This window comes from Ferruginibacter sp. (assembly GCF_028288465.1).
In the GTDB taxonomy this organism is placed as follows: domain Bacteria; phylum Bacteroidota; class Bacteroidia; order Chitinophagales; family Chitinophagaceae; genus Ferruginibacter.
This window is the reverse complement of sequence record NZ_JAQBNR010000059.1, coordinates 1-23,067: the sequence shown is the minus strand read 5'-3', so window position 1 is coordinate 23,067 and position 23,067 is coordinate 1. Positions and strand designations below refer to the sequence as shown.

The window sequence follows — 23,067 nt, the reverse complement described above, 5'->3', positions numbered from 1 at the left end:
TTGCAGATTGATACGTTAAATAAAGCCTATAGCTGTTTACACTGGCATGGTACAGCCAATTGTTCTGGATAAGGAATGCGGCGTATTTTCGACAATGTTTATTACCGCCTGGTTACCTTTTTTTACTTCATAATTGATGTCAGGAAGGTCAGCTTTTTAATTTATCCGCATTGGCCGAAAACAACTGCTGATTGTATTGGTCGGAATTGCCTTTTGGAATGGACAGACTTTGCCAGTTTTGATCTTTGCGCATTTTAGCGATGTAAATAATCTGGCCAACATGATAGGGGTAATGAGCCAGCTGTCTGTTAATGGCATCGACAGCAAGGATAGCCTCGTGGCGGATGTAAATTGTCGTTAATAAATCTTCGCCATTCAGTTGCCGCAAGGCCCCTAAGAAACAATTCCAGCCCTTCTCCCAAAGTTCAATGAGCTGTTGTTTTGTAAGCGGTTGTTCTTCAAACTCTGTATCGCGGTTACGCCATTCTTTTTCGCCGTCGGTGGTTAAAAATCAGTCCAGCGGCTAAGCATATTGCCCGCCATATGCTGAATAATAACAGCAATGCTGTTGTTTTCTTTGTTTGGCGTGAAATAAAAGTCAGCCTCACTGAGCTGTGCAAATGTTTTATCTCCTAATTCTTTGTAATAAGCAACTCTTTTAATGGCTGATTACAAAAAGGTGGTGGCTAAGTCCATTGTAGTTTATTTGCGGAGTTTATAAAAAGCAACCTGCATTTATACAATTAATAAATCAGGCAAGCGCCTGTTCAAGATCGGTTAAAATATCAGCTACATTTTCTATACCCACACTCAGCCTGATCAGGCCATCCGTGATACCATTTTTTTCTCTGTCTTCCTTACTCATTCCGCGATGGCTCATGCTGGCGGGATGAGAGATGAGCGTATCTACTGTGCCCAGTGAAACCGCCCTGACACACATTTGCAGGCGGTCGATAAATTGTTTGCCTGCGTCAATTCCACCCTTTACCTCAAAGCTCAGCAAGGCCCCCGGCCGTTTCATTTGTTTTAATGCTACGGCATGGTCAGGATGAGATGCTAACCCGACAAAATTCACTTTTTCGATGGCTGAATGTTTGGAAAGGTAATCCGCAACTGTGATGGCATTACTGCAATGACGGTCCATTCTTATCTCCAGTGTTTTCATGCCATTAATGAGCAGAAATGCATCAAAGGGATTGCTGTTATTGCCCAGTAAAATATGCCATTTCCAAATATGGGTTTTCATCTTTTCGATGTCTTTCCCTACCAATACGCCACCAATAGAAGTGCCATGGCCGTTTAAAAATTTTGTAGTAGAATGAACGACAAAATCAACCCCATATTTAAATGGTTGCTGCAGGTAAGGCGTGGCAAATGTATTGTCAGCCGAAACAACCAGCCCATGTTGTTTTGCGACTGTTGTTACCGCGGCTATGTCAACGCATTGCATGGTGGGGTTGGCCGGCGTTTCAATATGCACCATTTTGATAGCCGGATTTTTTTTAATGGCTTCTTCCACCACATTCAAATCACGCAGGTCGGCAATGATGGTTTGAATGCCCGATTCTGCCAGTACTTTCAGCAATAGTTCGTACGTGTGTCCATACAGGGAATAGTGAGACAAGACTGCATCTCCGGCCTTGAGATTACTCATGAAAAGGGTGGTCATGGCTGCCTGTCCGCTGGAATGCAGGAGGGCTTTCAATTGCAGCGGTTCACCATTTTCATCTATCAAGCCAAAGGCTTCAAGCGCTTCGATGGTTTGTTCTGCTGCTGTAAAAGTGGGATTACCCCACCGGCCATAGAGCCTGCTTTTATCTTCGCCGGCAAAACGTTCCATGCCTTGCTGTGCGGTATCAAATGTAAAAGTAGAAGTAGCAAAGATGGGTGTAAGATGGGCATGCTCTGCATTGTGATGGCCTGCGCTATGCAACACTACCGAGCCGGTACCAGTGAACGGGAACTTTTTATTGGCCATACATTATAATTTAAGTTATGCAGAATTGATTTAGCCAATCAAAATTAACCAATATTAAAGGCAATGTTTTTTGCTTTTGTCATTGGGTGCATAATGAAACCTGGCCCCTTTGAGATGTTCAGCAATAATATCGCCGGTGCTTTATAATATTGCACTCTTTTGATTGCCTATTGCAGGTATAGGTTGGCTAAGTCGATTACAGCTCATGGAAATAGAAAATTTTTCAAAAGCAAAAGCAACCTCCAGGCTAATTGATACCAATGTTATCAACAGCATTTTGTACACCATACTATAAACCTGATTAAAATTGAAAAGGGCATTTGTTTCAATCTATGAAAAGATCAGTTTACTGCCACCCAGGTAAAGCAGCCATCCACCAGGTTAATGCACAAAACAAACAGGCTCATGGCGCATGCACTTATATAAAAATTCGCACGCCGTGAAACCTTTTGACCTATTACATTTGTCTGTAAAATAGAAAACCATTGCAACAGGTCCAGCACCGCATAACAAACGAATAAAATTAAGATAACCTTCACCACTTTCAGCGCCTTGCTGACAATGGTTTTATCAATATTTTCAGTGAAATCATCTTTAATTAAATGTTCATCCACTTCCACCGATTTTATGACCTGAAACAATTACGGTGCATTGAGTATTGCCAACATTTAAAGACTGCAGGTAATCACCCGATCAATACCCTTCCGCATCATCGTCACCTCTTTTATCACCCACCGCTACAATTGACTTTTTTGCGCCGCCCGTAATCAGGATCAGTTCTGTACGGCCAATTTGTCCCCGCTTGATTACTTTGTAGCCCATTGCTTTTAATGCTTCTGCCGTAGGTTCACTAAAATCATCTTCAGCATAAATTTCATCCGGTAACCACTGGTGGTGAAACTTGGGTTTGTTCACGGCATCTTCCGCACTCATACCAAAATCAACAATGTTTACAATGGTTTGAATGACGCTCGTTGGGATAGTAGTGCCTCCGGGCGTACCTACAACCATAAAGGGCTGGTTGTTTTTCAATACTATCGTGGGTGTCATACTGCTTAGCATTCTTTTGCCAGGAGCAATGGCATTGGCTTCCGCGCCAACAGCGCCATACATATTCGGCACACCAGGCTTTACGCTGAAGTCATCCATCTCATTATTTAATAAAAAACCTGCGCCGGCAACAACTGCACGGCTGCCATAACCGCCATTTAAAGTTGTAGTAATGGAGACTGCGTTCCCATCTTTATCCAGCACACTCAGGTGTGTTGTTTCTTCGCTTTCCTTAATAGCGCCCGCTTTTGTTGTTTCACTGCTGCCTGCTTTTCCGGGCGTGTAATCCTTCATTCTTTGTGCGATGTATTGGTTGCTTACCAGTGTTTTTACCGGCACTTTTACAAAGTCGGCATCGCCCATGTATTGTGCCCTGTCTGCATATGCCCTGCGTTCTGCTTCGGTTAATAACTGCACACTCGCTGCACTCTGAAAACCCATTCCACCTATATTTTTTTGTTCGATCATCTTTAGTACCTGCTGCATAATAATGCCACCACTACTTGGCAGCGGCATTGTGATGATGTGACAATTTTTATAATCAAATTCAATGGCCTTTCTTTCTTTAACACGATAATTTTTTAAGTCATCCATGGAAATAATGCCTTTGCCTTTTTGCATTTCGGCCACAATTAGCTTCGCTGTTTCACCTTCATAAAAATCTTTAGCACCCAAATCCCGGATGCGTTTTAATGTGCCCGCCAGTTCCTTTTGAATCAGCGTATCACCTTTTTTCCATTCGGTATCTTTAACAAAAACAACGGGGCTGCTGTTGATCTGCAGAAATTCTTTTTTTAATTCGTTCAGATCACTGGCCTCATGTTCCGTAATAGCAAATCCTTTTTCCGCTAGTTCAATGGCGGGTTGTATCAGTTGTTTAAAAGGCAGTTTTGCATATTTTAGGGCCGCAAATACGCCTGCAATCGTACCGGGTACACCGCTTGCCAAATGACCATCCTGCGATAATTGCATTTGCGGATTGCCGTTTGCATCCAGGTACATATCCCTGCTGGCTTTCCCGGGCGCAGCTTCGCGGTAATCAAGCGTAATATTTTTACCGGTTGTAAGATGTGCTACCATAAAACCGCCGCCACCAATATTGCCGGCGCCGGGGTATACCACTGCCAGTGCCAGTTGCGTTGCAATGGCCGCATCTACTGCATTGCCACCACTTTTTAAAATTTGCACACCTACTTTACTGGCCAATGGATGGGCCGACACAACAGCTGCTTTTATACCACTTACTTTTTTTTGTGAGTGGTATTGGTAAGCATTGATTTGTGCTGTACATTGCACGAATAAGCAATAAAATAAAATACTCATTACAACCCTGTTGAATTTCATCTGCAGTTTTTTTTTATTATGAATAGCCTTCTTAATAACCTTACTTCAAAACCAAGTCAATACTAAAGCCTTTTTATGGATAAAAAAATAGTTCTCTTTTTATTTTTTGCCTGTATTGTTTTTTGCTCCTTCGCCCAAACCATTAAAAGTCCTGACGAATTTTTGGGTTATCCTTTGGGAAGTAAATATACACCGCATTATAAAATAGTGAACTACTTTAAATACGCTGTTGCAGCTATGCCACAGGTGATGAAGCTGGACCAGTATGGAGAAACCAATGAAGGACGGCCCCTGTTGCTTGCCTATATTGCTACGCCGGAAAACCTGGCAAAGCTGGACGATATCCGTAAAAATAATTTAAGATTAACAGGGATGTTAACCGACCAGCCGGGCAATACCAATGCACCCGTAATTGTATGGTTAAGCTACAATGTACATGGTAATGAAACCAGCAGTAGCGAAGCATCTATGAAGACATTGTATGAATTATTAAACCCGGCCAACAACGCCACCAAAGAATGGTTAAAGAATACAGTGGTGCTGATTGATCCCTGTATCAATCCTGACGGCCGTGACCGTTATGTTAACTGGTACAATTCGGTAGTGGGTAAAAATGCAAATCCCGACAAGCAGTCGAGGGAACACATGGAACCCTGGCCAGGTGGAAGAACAAACCACTACAATTTTGATTTAAACCGCGACTGGGCGTGGCAAACACAAAAAGAAACTCAGCAGCGTTTAAAAATGTACAACCAATGGATGCCGCAGGTACATGTTGATTATCATGAACAGGGATATAACAATCCTTATTATTTTGCCCCGGCCGCACAACCGTATCACGAAGTGGTAACCCAATGGCAGCGTGACTTCCAGGTAACCATCGGAAAAAACAATGCGAAGTATTTTGACAGCAATGGCTGGTTATATTTCACCAAAGAAGAGTTTGATCTGTTTTATCCATCTTATGGCGATACCTATCCTATCTATAGCGGTGCTATTGGTATGACATTTGAACAGGGCGGCGGCTCCCGTTCCGGTTCTGCAGTCATCATTGATAACGGCGATACGCTAACGCTCAAAGACAGGATAGCGCACCATTTTACAACCGGTATGAGTACCCTTGAAATGGCAAGCCAAAACAAAGAAAAGCTGATGAAGGAATTCAGTAACTTTTTTATAAACGAAAAAAATAATGGCATAGGCGAGTATAAATCATTTGTTGTTACAGATGTAAACTCCAATAAAATAAATGCGTTAAAAAGAATGCTGGATGGCAATAACATTCTTTACAGCAACGCTGTTATCAATAACGCAAAAGGGTTTAACTATTTTAGCGGTAAAGAAGAAAGTTTTAGCGCAGCCAATAGCCTGGTCGTTAGTACCTACCAGCCAAAAGGTACGCTGGTAAAGGTTTTGTTTGAGCCCAAATCAAAACTGGTTGATTCTGCTACTTATGACATTACCGCCTGGAGCCTTCCCTATGTGTTCGGTTTGCAGGCTTATGCGGTTAAAGAAAAAATTACGATAACACCTTATGTTGCCAAACAAACAACTGCTGCTGTTCCTGAAACTTCTTATGGCTACCTGGTAAATTACACTTCGTTTGAAGAAGCTAAATTTTTAGCGGCATTATTAAATGCCGGCATCAGGGTACGGTTTGCAGAAAAGGATTTTATGCTGAATGGTAAAAAATTTATGCGGGGCACGCTGATTGTTTTAAAGAAAGGCAACGAAACTAAACTGGCAGAATTTGCAGCCGCTGCACAAAAATTTAATGCAAACGTAACAGCAATCTCCACCGGCTTTATGGAAAGCGGCAATGACTTCGGCAGTGCGAAAACGCATTTTATCAACCAGCCAAAAGTGGCGCTGGTAACCGGTAAAGGAACAGATGCCGGAGCAGCAGGAGAGTTATGGCATTTGTTTGAACAGGAACTGGACTATCCGTTAACACTGATTAATGCAGATGACTTTACCAACCTGAGTTTAAAGAATATTGACGTCATCATTTTACCCAATGGCAATTATAAATTTTTAAGTGACAAGGAACCATTGGCTGATTTAAAAACCTGGGTACGGCAGGGCGGTAAAATTATTGCGCTTGAAAATGCAGTAAATCAAATGGCTAATGGCGACTGGGGACTGAAGGTTAAGAAAGAGGATGAAGAGAAAGACAAAAAAGACGAACCAAAAGTGTCGTATGCGGATGTAAAACCCTATGAAGAAAATGAACATGAATATATTAAAAACACCATCGCCGGTGCAATCTATAAACTGGATATTGATAATACTCATCCGTTAGCTTTTGGATACCCTAACTATTATTTTACCTTAAAGCAGGATGATAAGATGTATGAATTTTTAAAGGAAGGCTGGAATGTCGGCATTATAAAAAAAGACAGCAAGGTGGCGGGTTTTGCAGGCAGTAAGGTAAAAGATAAAATAAAAGATGGCACTGCAATCGGTGTGCAGGAGTACGGGCAGGGTAGCATTGTATATTTTTCTGATGATCCGGTTTTTCGCTGCTTTTGGGAGAACGGAAAACTGATGCTGAGCAATGCGGTGTTTTTTGTAGGGCAATAGAAATCATGTCTGATGTCTGATTTTTCAATGTCTGATATTTGGATGTTCTATTTTTTGATTTTTGACTTTTAAATTTTTTCTGGATGATTAAAAAAATAACAACGCTGATGATTGCTGTGATTTGCATGCAATCGGCCGCTATTGCGCAAACGCCCAAAACTTATACTTCCTCAGAAATATTGCAGCAGGTAAAAAAGCTGAATGTACTGGGTTCTGTTTTGTATATCGCTGCACACCCCGATGATGAAAATACACGACTGCTGGCTTACCTGGCGAATGAAAAACTGGTGCGTACCGGCTATCTAAGTTTAACAAGAGGAGATGGAGGTCAGAATTTAATTGGTGATGAACAGGGAATAGACTTGGGATTGATCCGCACACAGGAATTGCTGGCGGCCAGGCGCATTGACGGTGCTGAACAATTTTTTAGCAGGGCTTACGATTTTGGCTTTTGCAAAACACCGGAGGAAGCCTTGAAGACCTGGGGCCATGATAAAATTTTAAGCGATGTAGTGTGGGTGGTGCGCAAGTTCAGGCCGGATGTAATCATCGCCCGCTTTCCGGAAGACAGCAGGGCAGGGCACGGGCACCATGCTGCCTCGGGTATACTCGCCCGGGAGGCTTTTGATGCAGCAGCAGATCCAACAAAATTTCCTGAGCAGTTGAAGGAAGGCGTAACCGTTTGGCAGGCCAAACGCATGTTATGGAACACGTTTAATTTTGGCAATACCAACACCACCAGCGAAGACCAGTTTAAACTGGATGCGGGAATGTACAATCCTTTGCTGGGCAAAAGTTATGGAGAGTTGGCTGCCCTGGGCCGCAGCCAGCATAAAAGCCAGGGCTTTGGTGTACCAGCGCAAAGAGGGCAAGCCATTGAATATTTTTCAACCATCAAAGGCGACAAGCCCGCAAGCGATTTATTAGATGGCGTTGACCTTAGCTGGAAAAGAACCGGTGCAGCAAACGTTATTCAGTCAACCATCGATTCCATCTATAAAAATTATTCACCTGAACATCCTGAAAACAGCGTGAGCCAATTGGTACGGTTATATAAAAAAATAGATGCCATCAAGGATGAGTACTGGAGGGAACAAAAACAAAACGACATCAAAAAACTGCTGGAGTATTGCAGCGGCTTGTTTATGGAAGCCACGGCTGGCAGTCAGTATGCGGTGCAAGGCGACAGCTTAAAAATTACCGCCACGTTTAACAACCGCCTGGGTGTTGCATTAACCAATGCCGACGTAAACATGTACGATATTTATCACGGCTTTGATGTGTTGAAAAAAGATGTCAATGCCAGTTTTGGGTTGAGTGTTTACATCCGTCCAGACCAAAAAGTATCACAACCTTATTGGCTGGAAAATAAAATGGAGAAAGGTGGCTTTAATGTAACAGACCAGCAACTGATTGGAAGGGCAGAAAATGAACCGTTGAGTATTTTATTTGGTGCTACAATAGACGGCGTAAATTTTAAATTCAAAAAGCCGGTGCGGTATAAATATACCGATCCGGTGAAGGGAGAAATTTATCAGCCGGTACAATTGATTTACCCGGTAAATATTACCAGTTCACCTTCGATGCTGATTTTTAAAAATGAGGATGTAAATGTAAAAAAGACCATCCACTTTACCATCCAGGCCAATACGGCTGTGAACGATGCAGCCCAATTTAAATACAATAACAACAGCAAGGCGGTTACTATTTTCGATTCAGTGATTCACATGAACAAGGGTGACAGAAAGTTTGCAGATGTTGCCATTGCCGGTGATGCGGTAGCGAAAAATTCAAAAGATTTTTATGGCGGCAAACTGTCAGCCAAATCATTTCACCAGGACCAGTTTTATGCGGTACACAAAATAAACTACGATCATATACCGGAGATAGCATACAATTTTTATGACCAGGTACCGGTGTTAAAAATTGACCTGAAAATTGCAGGTAGCCTGGTAGGTTATATCCCGGGTGCAGGAGATAAAGTACCGCAGGCGCTGGAACAAATGGGCTATAAAGTAGTGATGCTGAAACAGACTGATTTAACCGTTGCCAACCTTAAACAATTTGATGCCATTGTAACGGGCGTGCGTGCCTACAACATCAATGAATGGCTAAGCAACAGTTACGACGCGTTAATGCAATATGTGAATGATGGGGGAGTGTTGCTCACGCAATACAATACCAGTAATGCAATTGGGCCGGTGAAGGCTAAAATGTCACCTTATCCTTTTACCATTAGCCGTAACCGGGTTACTGATGAAGAAGCCACGGTTAATTTTTTATTGCCTGATCATCCGGCATTGAATTATCCAAATAAAATTACTGCCAAAGATTTTGAAGGCTGGGTGCAGGAACGCAGTATCTACAATGCAGAAAACATTGATGCGAGTTACCAGCGCATTTTAAGTATGAAAGATCCCAACGAAAATGACCAGGATGGCAGTTTGATTATTGCCAATTATGGAAAGGGAAGATTTATATATACCGGCCTTGTTTTTTTCAGGGAACTGCCTGCAGCAGTGCCCGGCGCTTACCGGCTTTTTGCCAACTTAATAGCGGCTGCAAAATAATTGTGTTGAAGTAAAACGAATAGCATGGAACAGGAAAAATCATATTGGAAGAAGTGGTATCTCGGCGTATTTTTCTTTCTGCTGTTCCAGGTAGTAGCCTACTATTGCATTACCCGTTATTTCAAATAAGATTAACTTATACACTACATAAAAAAGAGTAAACTTGCTGTTGCAATAAATGACGATGCCTGCTTATGAGTAATCTTGACTGGATTATATTAATCGCTACACTTACAGGGATTATCATTTATGGTATGTACAAAAGCCGTACAACCAGAAATTTAGACGGCTACTTTTTAAGCAACCGCAGCATGCCCTGGTATTTGGTTCTGCTGAGCATTATGGGTACGCAGGCAAGCGCTGTAACTTTTATCAGTGCACCCGGCCAGGCTTATACAGATGGGATGCGGTTTGTTCAATATTATTTTGGCCTGCCGCTGGCCATGATCGTAATCTGCATATTTTTTGTTCCTGTTTTCAGAAGATTGAAAGTATATACGGCGTATGAGTTTTTGGAAAACAGGTTTGATGTAAAAACACGTACACTTACCTCCGCTTTATTTTTATTATCCAGGGGCTTATCAACAGGCATAAGCATTTATGCGCCCTCCATTATTTTAAGTTCCTTATTAGGCTGGAACATTTATTATACCAACCTGGTGATGGGCGGCCTGCTGATCATTTATACCATGAGCGGCGGCGCTAAAGCAGTGGCTTATACACAGCAGTTACAACTTATCATTATTATAGGCGGCATGTTTGTAGCGGGTTACCTGGTGGTAAAATTAATGCCGGCTAATATTGGTTTTGGTGATGCATTGAAACTTGCAGGCGGCCAGGGAAAAATGAATATCATTACCACGGGAGTTACCAATAATCATTTTGACTGGAAGGATAAATACAATATCTGGAGCGGGGTAATCGGCGGTTTTTTTTTAGCACTCAGTTATTTCGGTACCGATCAAAGCCAGGTGGGGCGATACTTAACAGCCAAGTCAGATAAAGAAAGCAAAGTTGGTTTACTGATGAACGGCATGGTAAAAGTACCCATGCAGTTTTTAATTTTATTGTTGGGTGTGCTGGTGTTTTCGTTTTACCAATATCACAAGGCACCGGTTTATTTTGATGATGCAAAAATTATTGCAGCAAAAAAAACAAATTACAAAGACACACTGGTGCAATTGGAACAACAATATTCCGCTGCAATTGCCGGACAAAATATGACTGAGTTAAATGGCTTAAGGGCTCAATATAAAACAGTTTTAAAAAAAGCCTTACCCGGTGACGATGCCAATGATACCAATTACATTTTTCTTCGGTTTGTAGTAGATAATTTGCCCAAAGGTTTGGTAGGCTTATTAATCGCCGTTATTTTTTTATCCGCCTGGGGAAGCATTGCGGCGGCGCTCAATTCGCTGGCCTCCTGCACGGTAGTTGATTTTCATAAAAAGTTTATCAATAAAGATTGTACTGAGGCCAAAGACTACAACATTTCCCGCTGGTACACATTTGGCTGGGGTGTGTTCAGCATTATCGTGGCTATGTTCGCATACAATCTCGGTAACAGTTTAATTGAAGCGGTGAATATTTTGGGTTCTCTTTTTTACGGCGTAATTCTGGGTATTTTCCTGGTGGCGTTCTGGATGAAGTGGGTGGGTGGAAACGCTGTTTTTATAGCAGCAGTCATTTCAGAAGCGTTGATTATTTTAGTTTACAACCTCAATATTGTTTCGTTTCTGTGGCTGAATGTGGTGGGTGCTTTGCTGGTAATTATTTTAAGCGTTGTGCTGCAGCCAATGCTTCCCGATAATAAAAAAGTAAAGAATCTTTCTTAGGTGTGGCATCCCATCAAAAAAACCAGGGTGGGCAAATCGTCGACGCTTGATTAGGGTTTTCATTCTAAAAAATACGCATTCGTTCATGCTAAACCGCCGTCAGGGTTTTTAACCGCTGGCGGGGTTAAGTAAAAAAGACTGTCACTTTTAAATGACAGTCCATTTCCTTGACGTAATAAATTTACTGCTGCAATATTTTCACCAGTAGTATTAAAGTTTAATTTGTTTTTTTCAATTCTTTTTGCAACTTCTCATTCATTCTCACATAATCATCATTTTTTGCTTCTTTCGCTAGCGCTAACGAAGTTTTGGAAGTCTCCATTGCGGCGGCATTCTTGCCCATTTCTTTTTCAATTTTCGCCTTGTATAAAAACATGTAGTAGGCTTTGGGATTTTCTTCTGTTGCTTTGGTAACATTCTCCAATGCCCTGGTTAAATTTTTATCATACTCAAAATAAAATTGGGCGGCCTGCCAGTAGGGTTTTTTATCAGTCAGCATGGCGGCATCAATTTGTGCCCTTATTTTATCTTTTATGTTGGTTATAATGGGGATGGTAATCAGTCGCTTTTCCCATACCAGTTGCAGGTCGCAGTTTTCTGGTTTGATATTGGCAAACTGAATGGTAAAGGTTTCAGTCCTGGCAATTGTTTTTACTGCGGGTACGGTAAAATGAACAACGTCTTCAGATTCTTTATAGCCGCTTGTACCGCTATTGCTGATGCCTTTATTCAAAATAATTTCCCAACTTTCTTCTGAGGGAATCGTGTAGAGTGCGTAAGACCCCGTGTCAATCTTTTTACCACCTATTTCAACCGGGGTGGTGAAAGTTAACCTGGTAGCGCTGTTGGCACCGGTACGCCACAGTTTACCATAAGGTACCAGGTCGCCAAACACAGTTCTGTTTTTTATATTGGGCCTTGAATAAACTAATTCAATACTACCCATGCCAAATTCTTGTTTTACAGTTTGAGTGGTAGAGGGAGATGGCAAACTTACCTGGGCAGAAACAACACTGATAAAAAGAATGCCTGCGCAGAAAAAAGCTGTTAGATATTTTTTCACTGGAATATTTTTTTTTGAACGATAAATATATAGAAGATTGCTGAAAAGGCTTACCCGGGATTTGTGCTGAAGATTACCCGCTTAAAATTTCACCTTTACTTTACCCTTCTCTTTTTTTCCTTTTTTTACCTTCCATTGCGGACCTTCTTTAATCACCCGCAATGCCTCTGCATCACAGGCAGCGCACAATGATTTGGCAATATTCATATTGCTTAACGTACCGTCTTTGTGAACGTCAAAAGTTACTTCCACTTCACCATGAATATTTTTGCCTGCTATGGAACGATCGGGCATAACATTATTGGAAAGATAGGTATCATAATTACTCCAGCCATCTTCAGGTTCCACATTCAGCAAGGTGTCCAGTTGCATGGTTATTTTTGGCATAGTACCAGGCAGCTTTTTATTTTTAAACTGCACAATATCTTTTGTAGCCACCTGCTGCTCATTCAACACAATTCTGTTATCGGCGATATTACTTTTAATTGGATACACCTGCGACATAAAACCTGCCGCCCGCACTCGGATATTTAAAATGCTGTCTGCTGCGGCCAGTTTAAATCTGCCTTTGGCATCAGCATAAGTGCCCACGTTTTCATCTAGCACCAGCACATTGGCAAAAGGCAGCGGCGTATTATCAGGCGCTGTTACAGTGGCAGAAAAATAATTTCTAAGCACCGTATTATTTTTACTGAGCGATGTATTGTTGTATCCCTCTGCACCATTGTTTGCATCTTTTTTAAATGCTTTTGAAGCGGCAGCCGGCGCAGCTACAGACGGCATATTGCTGGCATTGTCTTCAGTAGCTACTTCTTTTGACTCGTCATTCCTGATCAACCCCGGTTTCACTTTTTCTTCTGCTTTGTCAGCATTTTCATTCATAGCAACAGTAGTGCTGTCTGAAACTTGTTTTGTTTTTAACTGCGCTATCAATCGTTTCGGATTGTCTTTTATAACTACTACCCGTTGTTGCTGAGAGTCGCTTCTTGCAGCAATTGAATCACTTTTAGTTTCTGCTACAGCAACTTGTTCACTGCTATCCTTTTGTTTTAAATCAGCAATGGAAACATTTTCATTATTGACAGTTGATGGCCGGTTAAACAAATAAGCCAGCCCTATACCGCCTGCAAGCACTATTACTGCGGCTGCGGCTTGCCACCATTTAAAAACAGTGATCACCGGAGTTGCTTTTCTGGTATTTTCTTTCGCGGCAATTTGCGCTTTGGCCTCGTTCAATTGCTGTCGCCACTCTTTGCCATTCATCGCTTCGTACCCTTCCAGGGCATCAGCCAAAAACGGGTCGTCCAATGCCGCTTTTTCTATGGCGTGCATTGCTTCCGGCGATAACCTGCCCTCAAAATATTGTTGTATATTTTCTGCTGTGTAAATGATATTTGTTTTATTATCTGCCATCAATCATCCGCCTGTTTTGCTTCCACACACAATTTCAAATTTCTTTTTCCATTTTGTATAAAACTTCTCACTTTGTTCCATTCAAAGCCTGTGATCACTGCAATTTCATTGTAACACTTTTTTTGCAGGTAAAATAATTCAATGCTTTGTTTTTGATCTGCCGGCAATGTTTCCATACAAGCTTCCAGGTATTTAAAACTGGTCTCTTTTTCGAATGCTTCGTTTTGCAGATGCGTAACTTCTGCCGATTGCATAAAATCAGCATTCCACTCGCTTGTTTTCAGGTTTCTCGGGCTCCTCAGCTGCATCAGGCAGTAATTGCGTGCCAGAACATGCAGCCAGCCTTTAAAATTATCTACTTCATGCAGTTTAAGCTTGGTATTCAGTTCCTCAAAAATATCCATCACTGCATCCTTGCTGCGTTCAGCATCTTTAAAATATTTAAGGCAAACCCCAAATACCAGGTCCATATACCGCTGGTACAAAACGCTCAAATATTTTATATCATCGTGGGTTTTAAATGCCGCCATCAGCTCCTTATCTGATTGCTGATCCGTTGATATGTTGGTTATAAAAGTCAAAAAATTGAGCTATGGAATATTTTGATGTTTGGATGAATTTTGGGACGGTCAGTTGTTTTTCATGGCGTCATCGTTGTGTCACTCACTTGTACTCTTTTTCTTTGGGCAACGCCTTCAATGCGACAGTAACAGATGTTTTGCGACTGCTATTGCGGTCTGACCTTCGGTGCCGACCGCATGCGGCCTTTTCAATTTGCCAGCCCCTGTTTTTTACTTCCGGCTATTGCGGTCTGACCTTCGGTGCCGACCACGTGCTACTCAAAATAAACTTTCACCGTTTGGTAAAACAGCCGGTTGTTTAAATACTGTTGCTGGGCCTGCTGCTGTTTTTCTGAAAAGCCCTGCAGTCCAAACAACCCTGCGGCATTGCCTTTGTTTATAGCAATTTCAAGGTAGGCCGCAGAATTAAACATGGCCAGTTTTTCACCCTCCACCACATCCGCATACGTGTCACTTATTTTATCGATCACTTCATCCCGTTTAAATACAATTTTAAAACTGCGGCCCCTGCGTTGTTCCTCAAATTCTTCTCTTGTAATATTTACAATTACGTTTTCAAAATTGTCAATAAAAATAATTTGTCCTTCCATCCAGTTATTGCCCAGCAAGGGCCGCAAAGGATTTTTTACCTGTATGGAAACACTGGCGTCACCTACCTCTTCCAACAGTTTACCGTTATGTACCTCATTAAAGGCCCGGGCAAAAACTGCGGTGCAATAAAGGGTATTTTTTTGCTGTGTTTTCTCCAGTTGAAGTGCTACCACTTTTTGGGGAACTTCTTCCAGTATCATGGTCAATAAGCCATTGTCAGCACAACCAATAAAATATCCATTGTGCTCAGCCAGCAATAAGTGTTCGGGTTTTTCATCAAACAAATTCACCATCACAAGGTGAAATGTTCCCGGCGGAAAATTTTTGATGGCGTTCCTGCACACATAAGCAGCCTGCGGATAGTTAAAAGGCGAAAGCTGGTGCGTAATATCCACCAGCGTAAAATGCGGGGCGTGTTGTAACAACTGTCCTTTTACTGCACCGGCAAGAAAATCATGCTGACCAATATCTGATGTAAGGGTGAGTAAAGGCATTGCAGGGTAATATTCCGTTTTATTTTAAAAGTAAGCGATCAGTTGTTTACAAAATGATAAAGGACTAAACTATTTCATATAAATCACCTGAGAAACATCTCATTATCTTTTCGCTATAAGGAAAACTATTTGATAAGCACCCTGTCTTTAAAAAAGAATTTTTTCACCAGCCGGTCAGCAAGCGAAGGGAAAAACTTATTTACAAAAACAGTTTGTTTGCCATCAAAAGTCAACACAAGTGTTCTTTTTCTTTTGGCGACTGCTTTAATAATATGTTGAGCGCATGTTTCAGGCTTCATCAGGGTGGCTTCCCGCAAGGGACTTTCGCCCTGGCTTTCGCCCTTGCTGTTTAGTGCCGCATTGCGGATATTGCTTTTTGTAAAACCTGGGCAAACCCACATCACATTTACGCCATCGTCCATTAGCTCGGTACGCAAAGCTTCCAGCCAGCCATTCACCGCAAATTTAGAAGCGGAGTAACCGCTGCGGCCGGGAAGTCCGCGGTAGCCCGCAATGGAAGAAATGCCAACAATAGTTCCCTTTCTTTCGATGATAGTATTGAGCGCCAGTTTGGTGCAATAAACGGTGCCAAAAAAATTAATATCCATTACTTTTCTTATCACTTCCACATCACAATCTTTTAATAAAGACCGCATGGAAACGCCTGCGTTGTTAATTAATATGTCAATGCCGCCAAAAGTATCAATGGTACTTTGAATAAAGTTTTCGCATTCGCTGTACTGGCTTACATCTGCCACAATAGCATGCAGCATGTGACCGGAATATTGCACCTGCAGGGTATATAATTTATCCTGGTTGCGGCCACAGGTAGCTACCTTAGCGCCCAATGGTATCAGAGCGTCTATCAGGGCTTTACCAATACCTTCGCTTCCTCCCGTAATAGCTACTACCTTATTTTTAAAAAAGTCATTCATAAAAAAAATTATATGCAAAAATAAGCGAGTTAGGCTGGTGTAAAAAACAAAGTTGAAGCAAATATGATTTCACACAAAGTGCACTAACATTACAACAAGCACAAAGGAGCATGTGTTTGCGAAAAGCTTCCGAATAAACACCTGCACTTTGTGTACTTCGTATTCGTTACGACTTTGATTGAACATATAAAAAAGCCGCTTCATTTACGAAGCGGCTTTGTGAACTGGCTGGGACTCGAACCCAGGACCCATACATTAAAAGTGTATTGCTCTACCAACTGAGCTACCAATTCTTTCACCATTTTTATTTAATGGACTGCAAAAGTAAGGCAAAAAGGTATTGAGGCAAACTTTTTTTGAAAAAAAATGAATCTATTTTTTTACCTCAACACACTGTTTCAAAAATATAAAAATGGCTTTTGGCCATGTGTAGCCGCAAACCCTTTGCTGGGCTGTGTTTTAAAATTTGCTTAAAATATTTACCCACACAATATTGTAACAAATGGGAATAAATATTTTTTATATTGACTGCTTCAATTGAAACAATACTTAAAATCCCAGCACATCTTTCATACTGAAGATACCTTTTTTATCCTGCAGAAATTCTGCAGCCAATACAGCGCCCGTTGCAAAACCTTTGCGGTTATGCGCCGTATGAATGATTTCAATATCGTCTACCGCGGAGCTATATTTTACAATGTGCGTTCCGGGTGCCGGATCAATTCTTTTGCTGATGATGGCCAGCTCTGCAGGCGCAATAGTTTGTTCATTCACCCATTCTTTTTTACGGCCGATATTTTCAAGAATCTGTTCAGCGAGTGTTATAGCGGTTCCGCTCGGAGCGTCTTTTTTTTCTGTATGATGTATCTCCGTCATGGTTACTTCGTATTCCGTGTGCGGATTCATTAACTGCGCCAGGCGCTTATTCACTTCAAAAAATATATTTACACCAACACTGTAATTGCTGGCATATAGTAACGCTCCATGTTGCTGATCACATACTTCTTTAACCTCACTCCAACGCTGCAGCCAGCCCGTGCTGCCACTTACAACGGGTACGCCTGCATGCAGACAGGTAATGATGTTTTCTACAGCACTATGCGGACTCGTAAACTCAATGGCTACATCACATTGCCGCAGATTTTCCTTTGTAAACTGATCCATGGTATTGATGTCAATTTTCAATACAATGGTATGCCCTCTTTGTACAGCGATTTCTTCAATGGCTTTGCCCATTTTACCATAACCTACAAGGGCGATGTTTAATTTTTTTTGTTTTAAGTTGGTTGCTGGTTGCATGCAGTAGTTTTTTTAAGCTATCGATAATTATTTGGATCCGTGGTGGTTTTTTGAATGGATGTCGAACACCAGGCTAAGGCCGGTAGTATTGGCCATCGGGCTAAAGCCGGGAGATAATTTTAAACTAAGATTATCATTTACATCAAATGCTTTTAGCTGGGCATCTACTGTTGCATCCACCACATTCAGGCCCCAGAAAAAAATAAAAAACAACACCGAATAATCTACATTTTGCCGGAAAGAATTGCGGTAGATTTTGATTGAATTAGCACTGAGATTTTTAAATTGAGCATCAATTAAATGATCGTTTGACGAGAGTGTATCTGACGCATATATATATGCCAGCCGCAACAATTTATACGTTTTAATATTGTAAAAAAACACGTAAGCGGTTGTACCCAACGCTCCATAAACCAGCGGTAATTTCCAGTATTTTTTATTATCTATCTGCCCCCAGCCGGGAATGATGGCCGAGTGAATGGTGGCCATGCGGGGATTGAACACTTTTATTTCTTTACCAGTACTGTCGTATACTTTTTCTTTTTTAGCAATGCTGTCTTTTTTTGCTTTGGCAGGACTGACCTTTTTTACAACACTATCTTTCTGTTGCTGGGCGTATAAAGAACAACAAAGGCAGGATAAAAACAGCAGTAAAAATATCGGCAATATTTTTTGCATCAACTTACTTTAACGTTCAATTTTTCGAGCAGGCCGTTCAGTTCATCCAGCGAATAATATTCGAAGGTTACAGCGCCATACCCCTTTTTATTGTGTACTAGTTTAACTTTGGTATTAAACTGCGATGCTAAATTATCTTCTATCTTTTTAAACGCCGGGGGCAGGGTGGCTTTTACCGAATTTTTAACAGCGGCACCGCCACCGGTGTACATATTGCGAACCAGGTCTTCCGTTTGCCGTACAGATAATTCCTTGCTTTTGATTTCAGAAAAAATAAATAGTTGTTTGTCTACCATATCTACGTTAATCAACGCACGGGCATGGCCCATGGAGATTACGTTGGTGCGTACGGCAATCTGGATATCCGGTGGTAGTTTCAGCAGCCTGATGTAGTTGGTAACTGTGCTGCGTTCTTTGCCCATGCGCTCTGCTACCTGTTCCTGCGTGTAATCCAGTTCGTCCATTAAGCGTTTGTAACTGAGGGCAATTTCTATGGCATTTAAATTTTCTCTTTGTAAATTTTCCAGCAATGCCAGCTCCAGTAATTCCGAGTCGTTGGACTGACGTACATACACCGGCACATCTTTTAAGCCGGCAATTTTGGCCGCCCTGAAACGGCGTTCACCCGCTACCAGTCTGTATTTACCCGATGGGAGTTTGCTTACGGTAAGCGGCTGAATAATGTCGTGCAGTTTTAAAGATGCAGCCAGTTCACTCAATGCCGTTTCATCAAAATCTTTACGCGGCTGCTTGGGATTGATTTCTATCTGGTCTAAACCAATGCGGTTAATACCGGTGGATTTTTCAACAATCTCCGTTTTTAAATTACCGGCCGTGCTTTTAAGATCAGCATCTATATTTTGCAGTAAACTGCGAATGCCTTTTCCAAGAGCGTCTTTTTTATTTGGTGGGGTCATAATAATGTGTAAATAAAAAACCAGGAAAATGTGAATATGAAAATAGCCTCAACACAATCGTTACTGACGGTTAGTGCATCAGTTCATCAGCTGATTATCCTGTCTTCCTGTTTAATTTTTGTAAGGTTATTTTTTTGCAATATTTCTTTTGCCAGGTTCAGGTAATTTACGCTGCCCTTGCTTTCAGAATCGTATAAAATAACAGGCTTGCCAAAGCTGGGCGCTTCACTTAGTTTGGTGTTGCGGTGAATGATGCTGGTAAAAACCATTTCATCAAAATGCCTTCTTACTTCGGATACTACCTGGTTGCATAAGCGCAGGCGGCCATCGTACATCGTCATTAAAATACCTTCTATCTGCAAATCAGTATTCAACCTGTTCTGCACAATTTTAATGGTATTTAATAATTTACCCAAGCCTTCCAGGGCAAAAAATTCTGTTTGTACCGGCACCACTACACTGTCTGAAGCTACCAATGCATTCACTGTAATCAGGCCAAGGGAAGGGGAGCAGTCGATTACAATAAAATCATATTCATCCCGGATGGGTTCCAGTATTTTCTTTAAAACCCCCTCACGGTTGGGGTAATTGATCATTTCAATTTCTGCACCTACCAGGTCAATGTGCGAAGGGATGAGGTCCAGGTTGGGAATATCTGTTTTCAGCAATACATCTTTGGCCGGGGTTTCATTCACCATGCAATCGTACAGGCTGGTTGTAACATTGTGCAAATCAAAACCAACACCAGTGGTGCTGTTGGCCTGCGGGTCTGCATCTACCAACAAAGTTTTATATTCCAGTACTGCTAAACTTGCAGCCAGGTTGATGGCCGTAGTTGTTTTACCTACACCACCTTTTTGATTCGCTATGCCTATTATTCTTGCCATACCTTAAAGTCTGTAACCAGATGTATTGTGTTATAAGATCGCCTCAACAATTTTTTTGAGAGTGCCAAAGGTACTGTTTGCAATTCAACCGCAAACGGCAAATCTGCTGACAGGGGGGCAAATTTAAGCATTCGCCTCAAAATTGTGCAACAATCCCATACCTTAGTTGTTACTGTTTCATCTCAAAAACAGCAAAAACAATATATGTATACAATTATTTCCGGCACCAACCGCACTGGCAGCAATACACTGAAAGTGGCCAGGCTGTACCAGCAGATTTTACACAGCAAAGGAATTGAAGCCGGCATTTTATCCCTGGAAGACCTGAATACCTATACCCGGGATGCCCATTTTGAAGCAATTGAAAACACCGTGCTCATTCCAACACATCAATATATATTTATATCTCCCGAATACAATGGCAGTATTCCAGGTGTGTTGAAAATGCTGTTTGATACCTGCAAAACTCACCGTATCTGGTGGAATAAAAAAGCGCTCATTACCGGCATCAGCAGTGGCCGGGCAGGTAATTTAAGGGGTAACGACCATTTGGCCGCCATCTTAAATTTTTTAAAAATTACGGTACATCCCAACCAGTTACCCATTTCGGTAATTGACAGTCTGATGGATGCGCACGGCAATTTTACAGATCAAAATACATTAAAGGCCATTCATCACCAGCTGGATGAATTTGTTGAGTGGACCGGCACCGAAAAAAATAAAGTGGATTAAAATATCCGCCGTCCTGCTACGTCTCCCGTAAATAAGATGGAGCTGCTGATCCTCCGGGCAGGGAATTGGTCCGTTTGATACAAATACGGGCAGGCTGTTCCACATTAACAAGTGCTTTTTTTTAAATGCTGTAATTTTATAGTAATTCAATCTCTTTGTATGCGATCACCTTTTGGCGCTTTAATATTTATTGCGATCATGTTGCTGCTGGATACCTACGTGTTCCAGGCACTTAAAACGGTTACACAATCCGCTTCGCCTAGAACAAAAACCATTGTATACGCCATTTACTGGACCATTTCCGCTGTAGCAATCATTGCTTTCTTATTGTTCTCATTTAGCAGCCAGCAATTTTTACCAAGGGTAGTACGCACCTATATGTTTGCCACTGTACTCGGTTTGTTTCTGGCAAAATTTGCTGCCGTGCTTTTCTTTTTTACTGATGATATCAGAAGAGGCATTCAATGGATTGCCGCAAAAATATTTCAACGCAACTCAACAGGCGATACCTCCGGCAGCGATGCCATCAGCCGTTCTGTTTTTTTAAGCTGGATGGGCCTTGGCGTTGGTTCTACTTTATTTGGCAGCCTCGTGTACGGCTTTGGCAATAAATATAAGTACGATGTAAAGCGGGTGCAGATGGCGTTTGATAACTTACCCGCTGGTTTTAAAGGCATGAAGATTTTGCACATCAGCGATATCCACAGCGGCAGTTTTACGGACAAGCAGGCAGTACTGCATGGCGTAAATGAAATTTTAAAAGAAAAGGCGGATGTTATATTATTTACCGGCGACCTGGTAAACGACCGGGCTACAGAAATGGACGACTATATGGATGTGTTCAGTCAGCTCAAAGCGCCCATGGGCGTTTATTCTACACTGGGCAACCACGATTACGGCGATTATGTAAGCTGGCCCGACAATGGCGTTACAAAAGAACAAAACCTGGAAAACTTAAAAGGTGTGCATGCCAAACTGGGCTGGAAATTATTAATGAACGAACACGTGGTGCTGGAAAGAAACGATCACCAGATAGCATTGATTGGTATTGAAAACTGGAGCAACAAAGCAAGGTTTCCCAAACACGGCCGCATGGACCTGGCCTATCCCGGGGCCGAAAAATATCCCTTTAAAATATTGATGAGCCACGACCCCAGCCATTGGGATGCGCAGGTAAAACCGCATTACCCGGCCATCGATTTAATGCTCAGCGGCCATACCCATGGCATGCAGTTTGGCGTTGACATCCCCGGTTTTAAATGGAGCCCGGTGCAATACATGTACAAAGAATGGGCGGGCCTGTACGAAGAAACCAAACAAAAATTATACGTTAACCGCGGCTTCGGTTTTATCGGTTATCCCGGTCGCGTAGGCATCCTGCCGGAGATTACGGTGATTGAATTAGTATAATTTAAAAAAATCAAATACAACTTTTGTCCGGGCTAAAACAATAGCTATGGGCGGCTGCATGGGCGTCGCACTCTTTTACATTTTATCTCTATTGAGCACTTCCTCAATTCGGTTGCTTTGCTGATCAGGCTGGTATAATACGTGCCAACGCAACAGCGTATTGAATGTATATTTGTTGGCACAGTTTTTTTGCACTACTGTACAAATCATCCTCATGCATTTTAAGATTTCTTCATTGCTTTTACTATTGTTTGCCTGCTGTTGCAACCATTCTTTTGCTCAAAGTGTAAATGCAAAGATCAAAGCCATACAACAGGTTTACAACCGCACCAATCAAATTACCGGTTTCAAAAAAATAATGCTGGAGAACGAAACGTTCCTTGAAAACGTGCCGGATGGCGGCGGTTCATTGACCGGCTATTTTAAAAAGGGTATGCTGTATAAAATAAAAGAATGGATTGGCCTTTCTTATGGCGTTGTAGAAACCGAATATTATCTCAGTAAAAACAAGCTGGTATTTGCCTTTGTAAAAGAAAAGCATTTTAAAATGGTCAACGGCCAGACGGATTACAAAAAATTGACTCCTGCATATGAAGGCCGGTTTTACTTTGATCAGGATAAATTGTTGCGGACAATACGCAAAGGATCAGGATTTTGGGACTCAGGACAGGAAAGCATCCTGTCACTGCAGCAAAATACGAAACGGT

18 protein-coding genes, 1 tRNA gene and 1 pseudogene are annotated in these 23,067 nt (G+C 41.8%); 6 read left to right on the top strand and 14 right to left on the bottom strand.

The genetic code is table 11. The features are described from left to right. Positions 1-148 precede the first annotated feature (148 nt). The 4 genes and pseudogenes from JWR61_RS22680 to ggt all read right to left on the bottom strand — a co-directional run bounded on the left by JWR61_RS22680 (position 149) and on the right by ggt (position 4,372). Positions 149-663 (bottom strand): annotated as a pseudogene (locus tag JWR61_RS22680) (DUF1572 family protein). 88 nt (positions 664-751) lie between these two features. Further along, entirely contained in the window at positions 752-1,978 is a 1,227-nt protein-coding gene (locus JWR61_RS22675) for a PLP-dependent aspartate aminotransferase family protein (protein WP_301929993.1), read from the bottom strand. 341 nt (positions 1,979-2,319) lie between these two features. Next, positions 2,320-2,592, bottom strand: coding sequence for a hypothetical protein (locus JWR61_RS22670; RefSeq protein ID WP_301929992.1), 273 nt, complete (start codon positions 2,590-2,592; stop codon positions 2,320-2,322). Positions 2,593-2,671: 79 nt separating this feature from the next. Beyond that, the gene (gene ggt, locus JWR61_RS22665; protein WP_301929991.1) at positions 2,672-4,372 is read right to left on the bottom strand and encodes a gamma-glutamyltransferase; all 1,701 of its coding nucleotides are present in this window, start codon (positions 4,370-4,372) and stop codon (positions 2,672-2,674) included. A 75-nt stretch (positions 4,373-4,447) separates the two neighbouring features. On the opposite strand from ggt, the gene JWR61_RS22660 reads away from it, so the two are divergent. From JWR61_RS22660 to JWR61_RS22650, 3 genes are all read left to right on the top strand, one after another. Then, positions 4,448-6,955, top strand: coding sequence for a M14 metallopeptidase family protein (locus JWR61_RS22660; RefSeq protein ID WP_301929990.1), 2,508 nt, complete (start codon positions 4,448-4,450; stop codon positions 6,953-6,955). An 83-nt stretch (positions 6,956-7,038) separates the two neighbouring features. After that, a complete protein-coding gene (locus JWR61_RS22655) occupies positions 7,039-9,525 on the top strand; it encodes a PIG-L family deacetylase (RefSeq protein WP_301929989.1) in 2,487 nt (828 codons plus the stop codon). A 194-nt stretch (positions 9,526-9,719) separates the two neighbouring features. Then, positions 9,720-11,360: a sodium:solute symporter gene (locus JWR61_RS22650; protein WP_301929988.1), complete on the top strand. Its 1,641-nt coding sequence runs from the start codon at positions 9,720-9,722 to the stop codon at positions 11,358-11,360. Between the two features lie 217 nt (positions 11,361-11,577). Here JWR61_RS22650 and JWR61_RS22645 read toward each other — a convergent pair whose 3' ends face one another. From JWR61_RS22645 to JWR61_RS22600, 10 genes are all read right to left on the bottom strand, one after another. Beyond that, complete coding sequence (locus JWR61_RS22645; protein WP_301929987.1) at positions 11,578-12,423, bottom strand: DUF2911 domain-containing protein; 846 nt, start codon at positions 12,421-12,423, stop codon at positions 11,578-11,580. An 81-nt stretch (positions 12,424-12,504) separates the two neighbouring features. Next, the gene (locus JWR61_RS22640; protein ID WP_301929986.1) at positions 12,505-13,836 is read right to left on the bottom strand and encodes a carboxypeptidase-like regulatory domain-containing protein; all 1,332 of its coding nucleotides are present in this window, start codon (positions 13,834-13,836) and stop codon (positions 12,505-12,507) included. After that, positions 13,836-14,417, bottom strand: a complete 582-nt coding sequence (locus JWR61_RS22635; RefSeq protein WP_301929985.1) for an RNA polymerase sigma factor — start codon at positions 14,415-14,417, stop codon at positions 13,836-13,838. The genes JWR61_RS22640 and JWR61_RS22635 overlap by 1 nt, the downstream gene beginning before the upstream one ends. Before the next feature lie 254 nt (positions 14,418-14,671). Beyond that, on the bottom strand, positions 14,672-15,502 hold the full coding sequence (locus JWR61_RS22630) for an S-adenosyl-l-methionine hydroxide adenosyltransferase family protein (RefSeq protein WP_301929984.1): 831 nt from the start codon (positions 15,500-15,502) through the stop codon (positions 14,672-14,674). A 125-nt stretch (positions 15,503-15,627) separates the two neighbouring features. Further along, entirely contained in the window at positions 15,628-16,437 is an 810-nt protein-coding gene (locus JWR61_RS22625; RefSeq protein WP_301929983.1) for an SDR family oxidoreductase, read from the bottom strand. A gap of 220 nt (positions 16,438-16,657) precedes the next feature. Then, positions 16,658-16,730 (bottom strand) — tRNA-Lys (locus JWR61_RS22620). A gap of 256 nt (positions 16,731-16,986) precedes the next feature. Next, the gene (gene dapB / locus JWR61_RS22615; RefSeq protein ID WP_301929982.1) at positions 16,987-17,736 is read right to left on the bottom strand and encodes a 4-hydroxy-tetrahydrodipicolinate reductase; all 750 of its coding nucleotides are present in this window, start codon (positions 17,734-17,736) and stop codon (positions 16,987-16,989) included. Positions 17,737-17,763: 27 nt separating this feature from the next. Continuing rightward, positions 17,764-18,414 (bottom strand): DUF5683 domain-containing protein, encoded by a 651-nt coding sequence (locus JWR61_RS22610; RefSeq protein WP_301929981.1) that lies wholly within the window; start codon positions 18,412-18,414, stop codon positions 17,764-17,766. Next, a complete protein-coding gene (locus tag JWR61_RS22605; protein ID WP_290336272.1) occupies positions 18,414-19,331 on the bottom strand; it encodes a ParB/RepB/Spo0J family partition protein in 918 nt (305 codons plus the stop codon). The genes JWR61_RS22610 and JWR61_RS22605 overlap by 1 nt, the downstream gene beginning before the upstream one ends. Before the next feature lie 86 nt (positions 19,332-19,417). Further along, the gene (locus JWR61_RS22600; RefSeq protein ID WP_290336271.1) at positions 19,418-20,218 is read right to left on the bottom strand and encodes a ParA family protein; all 801 of its coding nucleotides are present in this window, start codon (positions 20,216-20,218) and stop codon (positions 19,418-19,420) included. 204 nt (positions 20,219-20,422) lie between these two features. Between JWR61_RS22600 and JWR61_RS22595 the strand changes: the two genes are divergently transcribed. From JWR61_RS22595 to JWR61_RS22585, 3 genes are all read left to right on the top strand, one after another. Then, positions 20,423-20,950, top strand: coding sequence for an NADPH-dependent FMN reductase (locus tag JWR61_RS22595; RefSeq protein WP_290336270.1), 528 nt, complete (start codon positions 20,423-20,425; stop codon positions 20,948-20,950). A gap of 159 nt (positions 20,951-21,109) precedes the next feature. Further along, positions 21,110-22,360, top strand: coding sequence for a metallophosphoesterase (locus tag JWR61_RS22590; protein ID WP_301929980.1), 1,251 nt, complete (start codon positions 21,110-21,112; stop codon positions 22,358-22,360). A 214-nt stretch (positions 22,361-22,574) separates the two neighbouring features. Further along, the coding region (locus JWR61_RS22585; protein ID WP_301929978.1) for a hypothetical protein at positions 22,575-23,067 on the top strand (493 nt) is incomplete at its 3' end.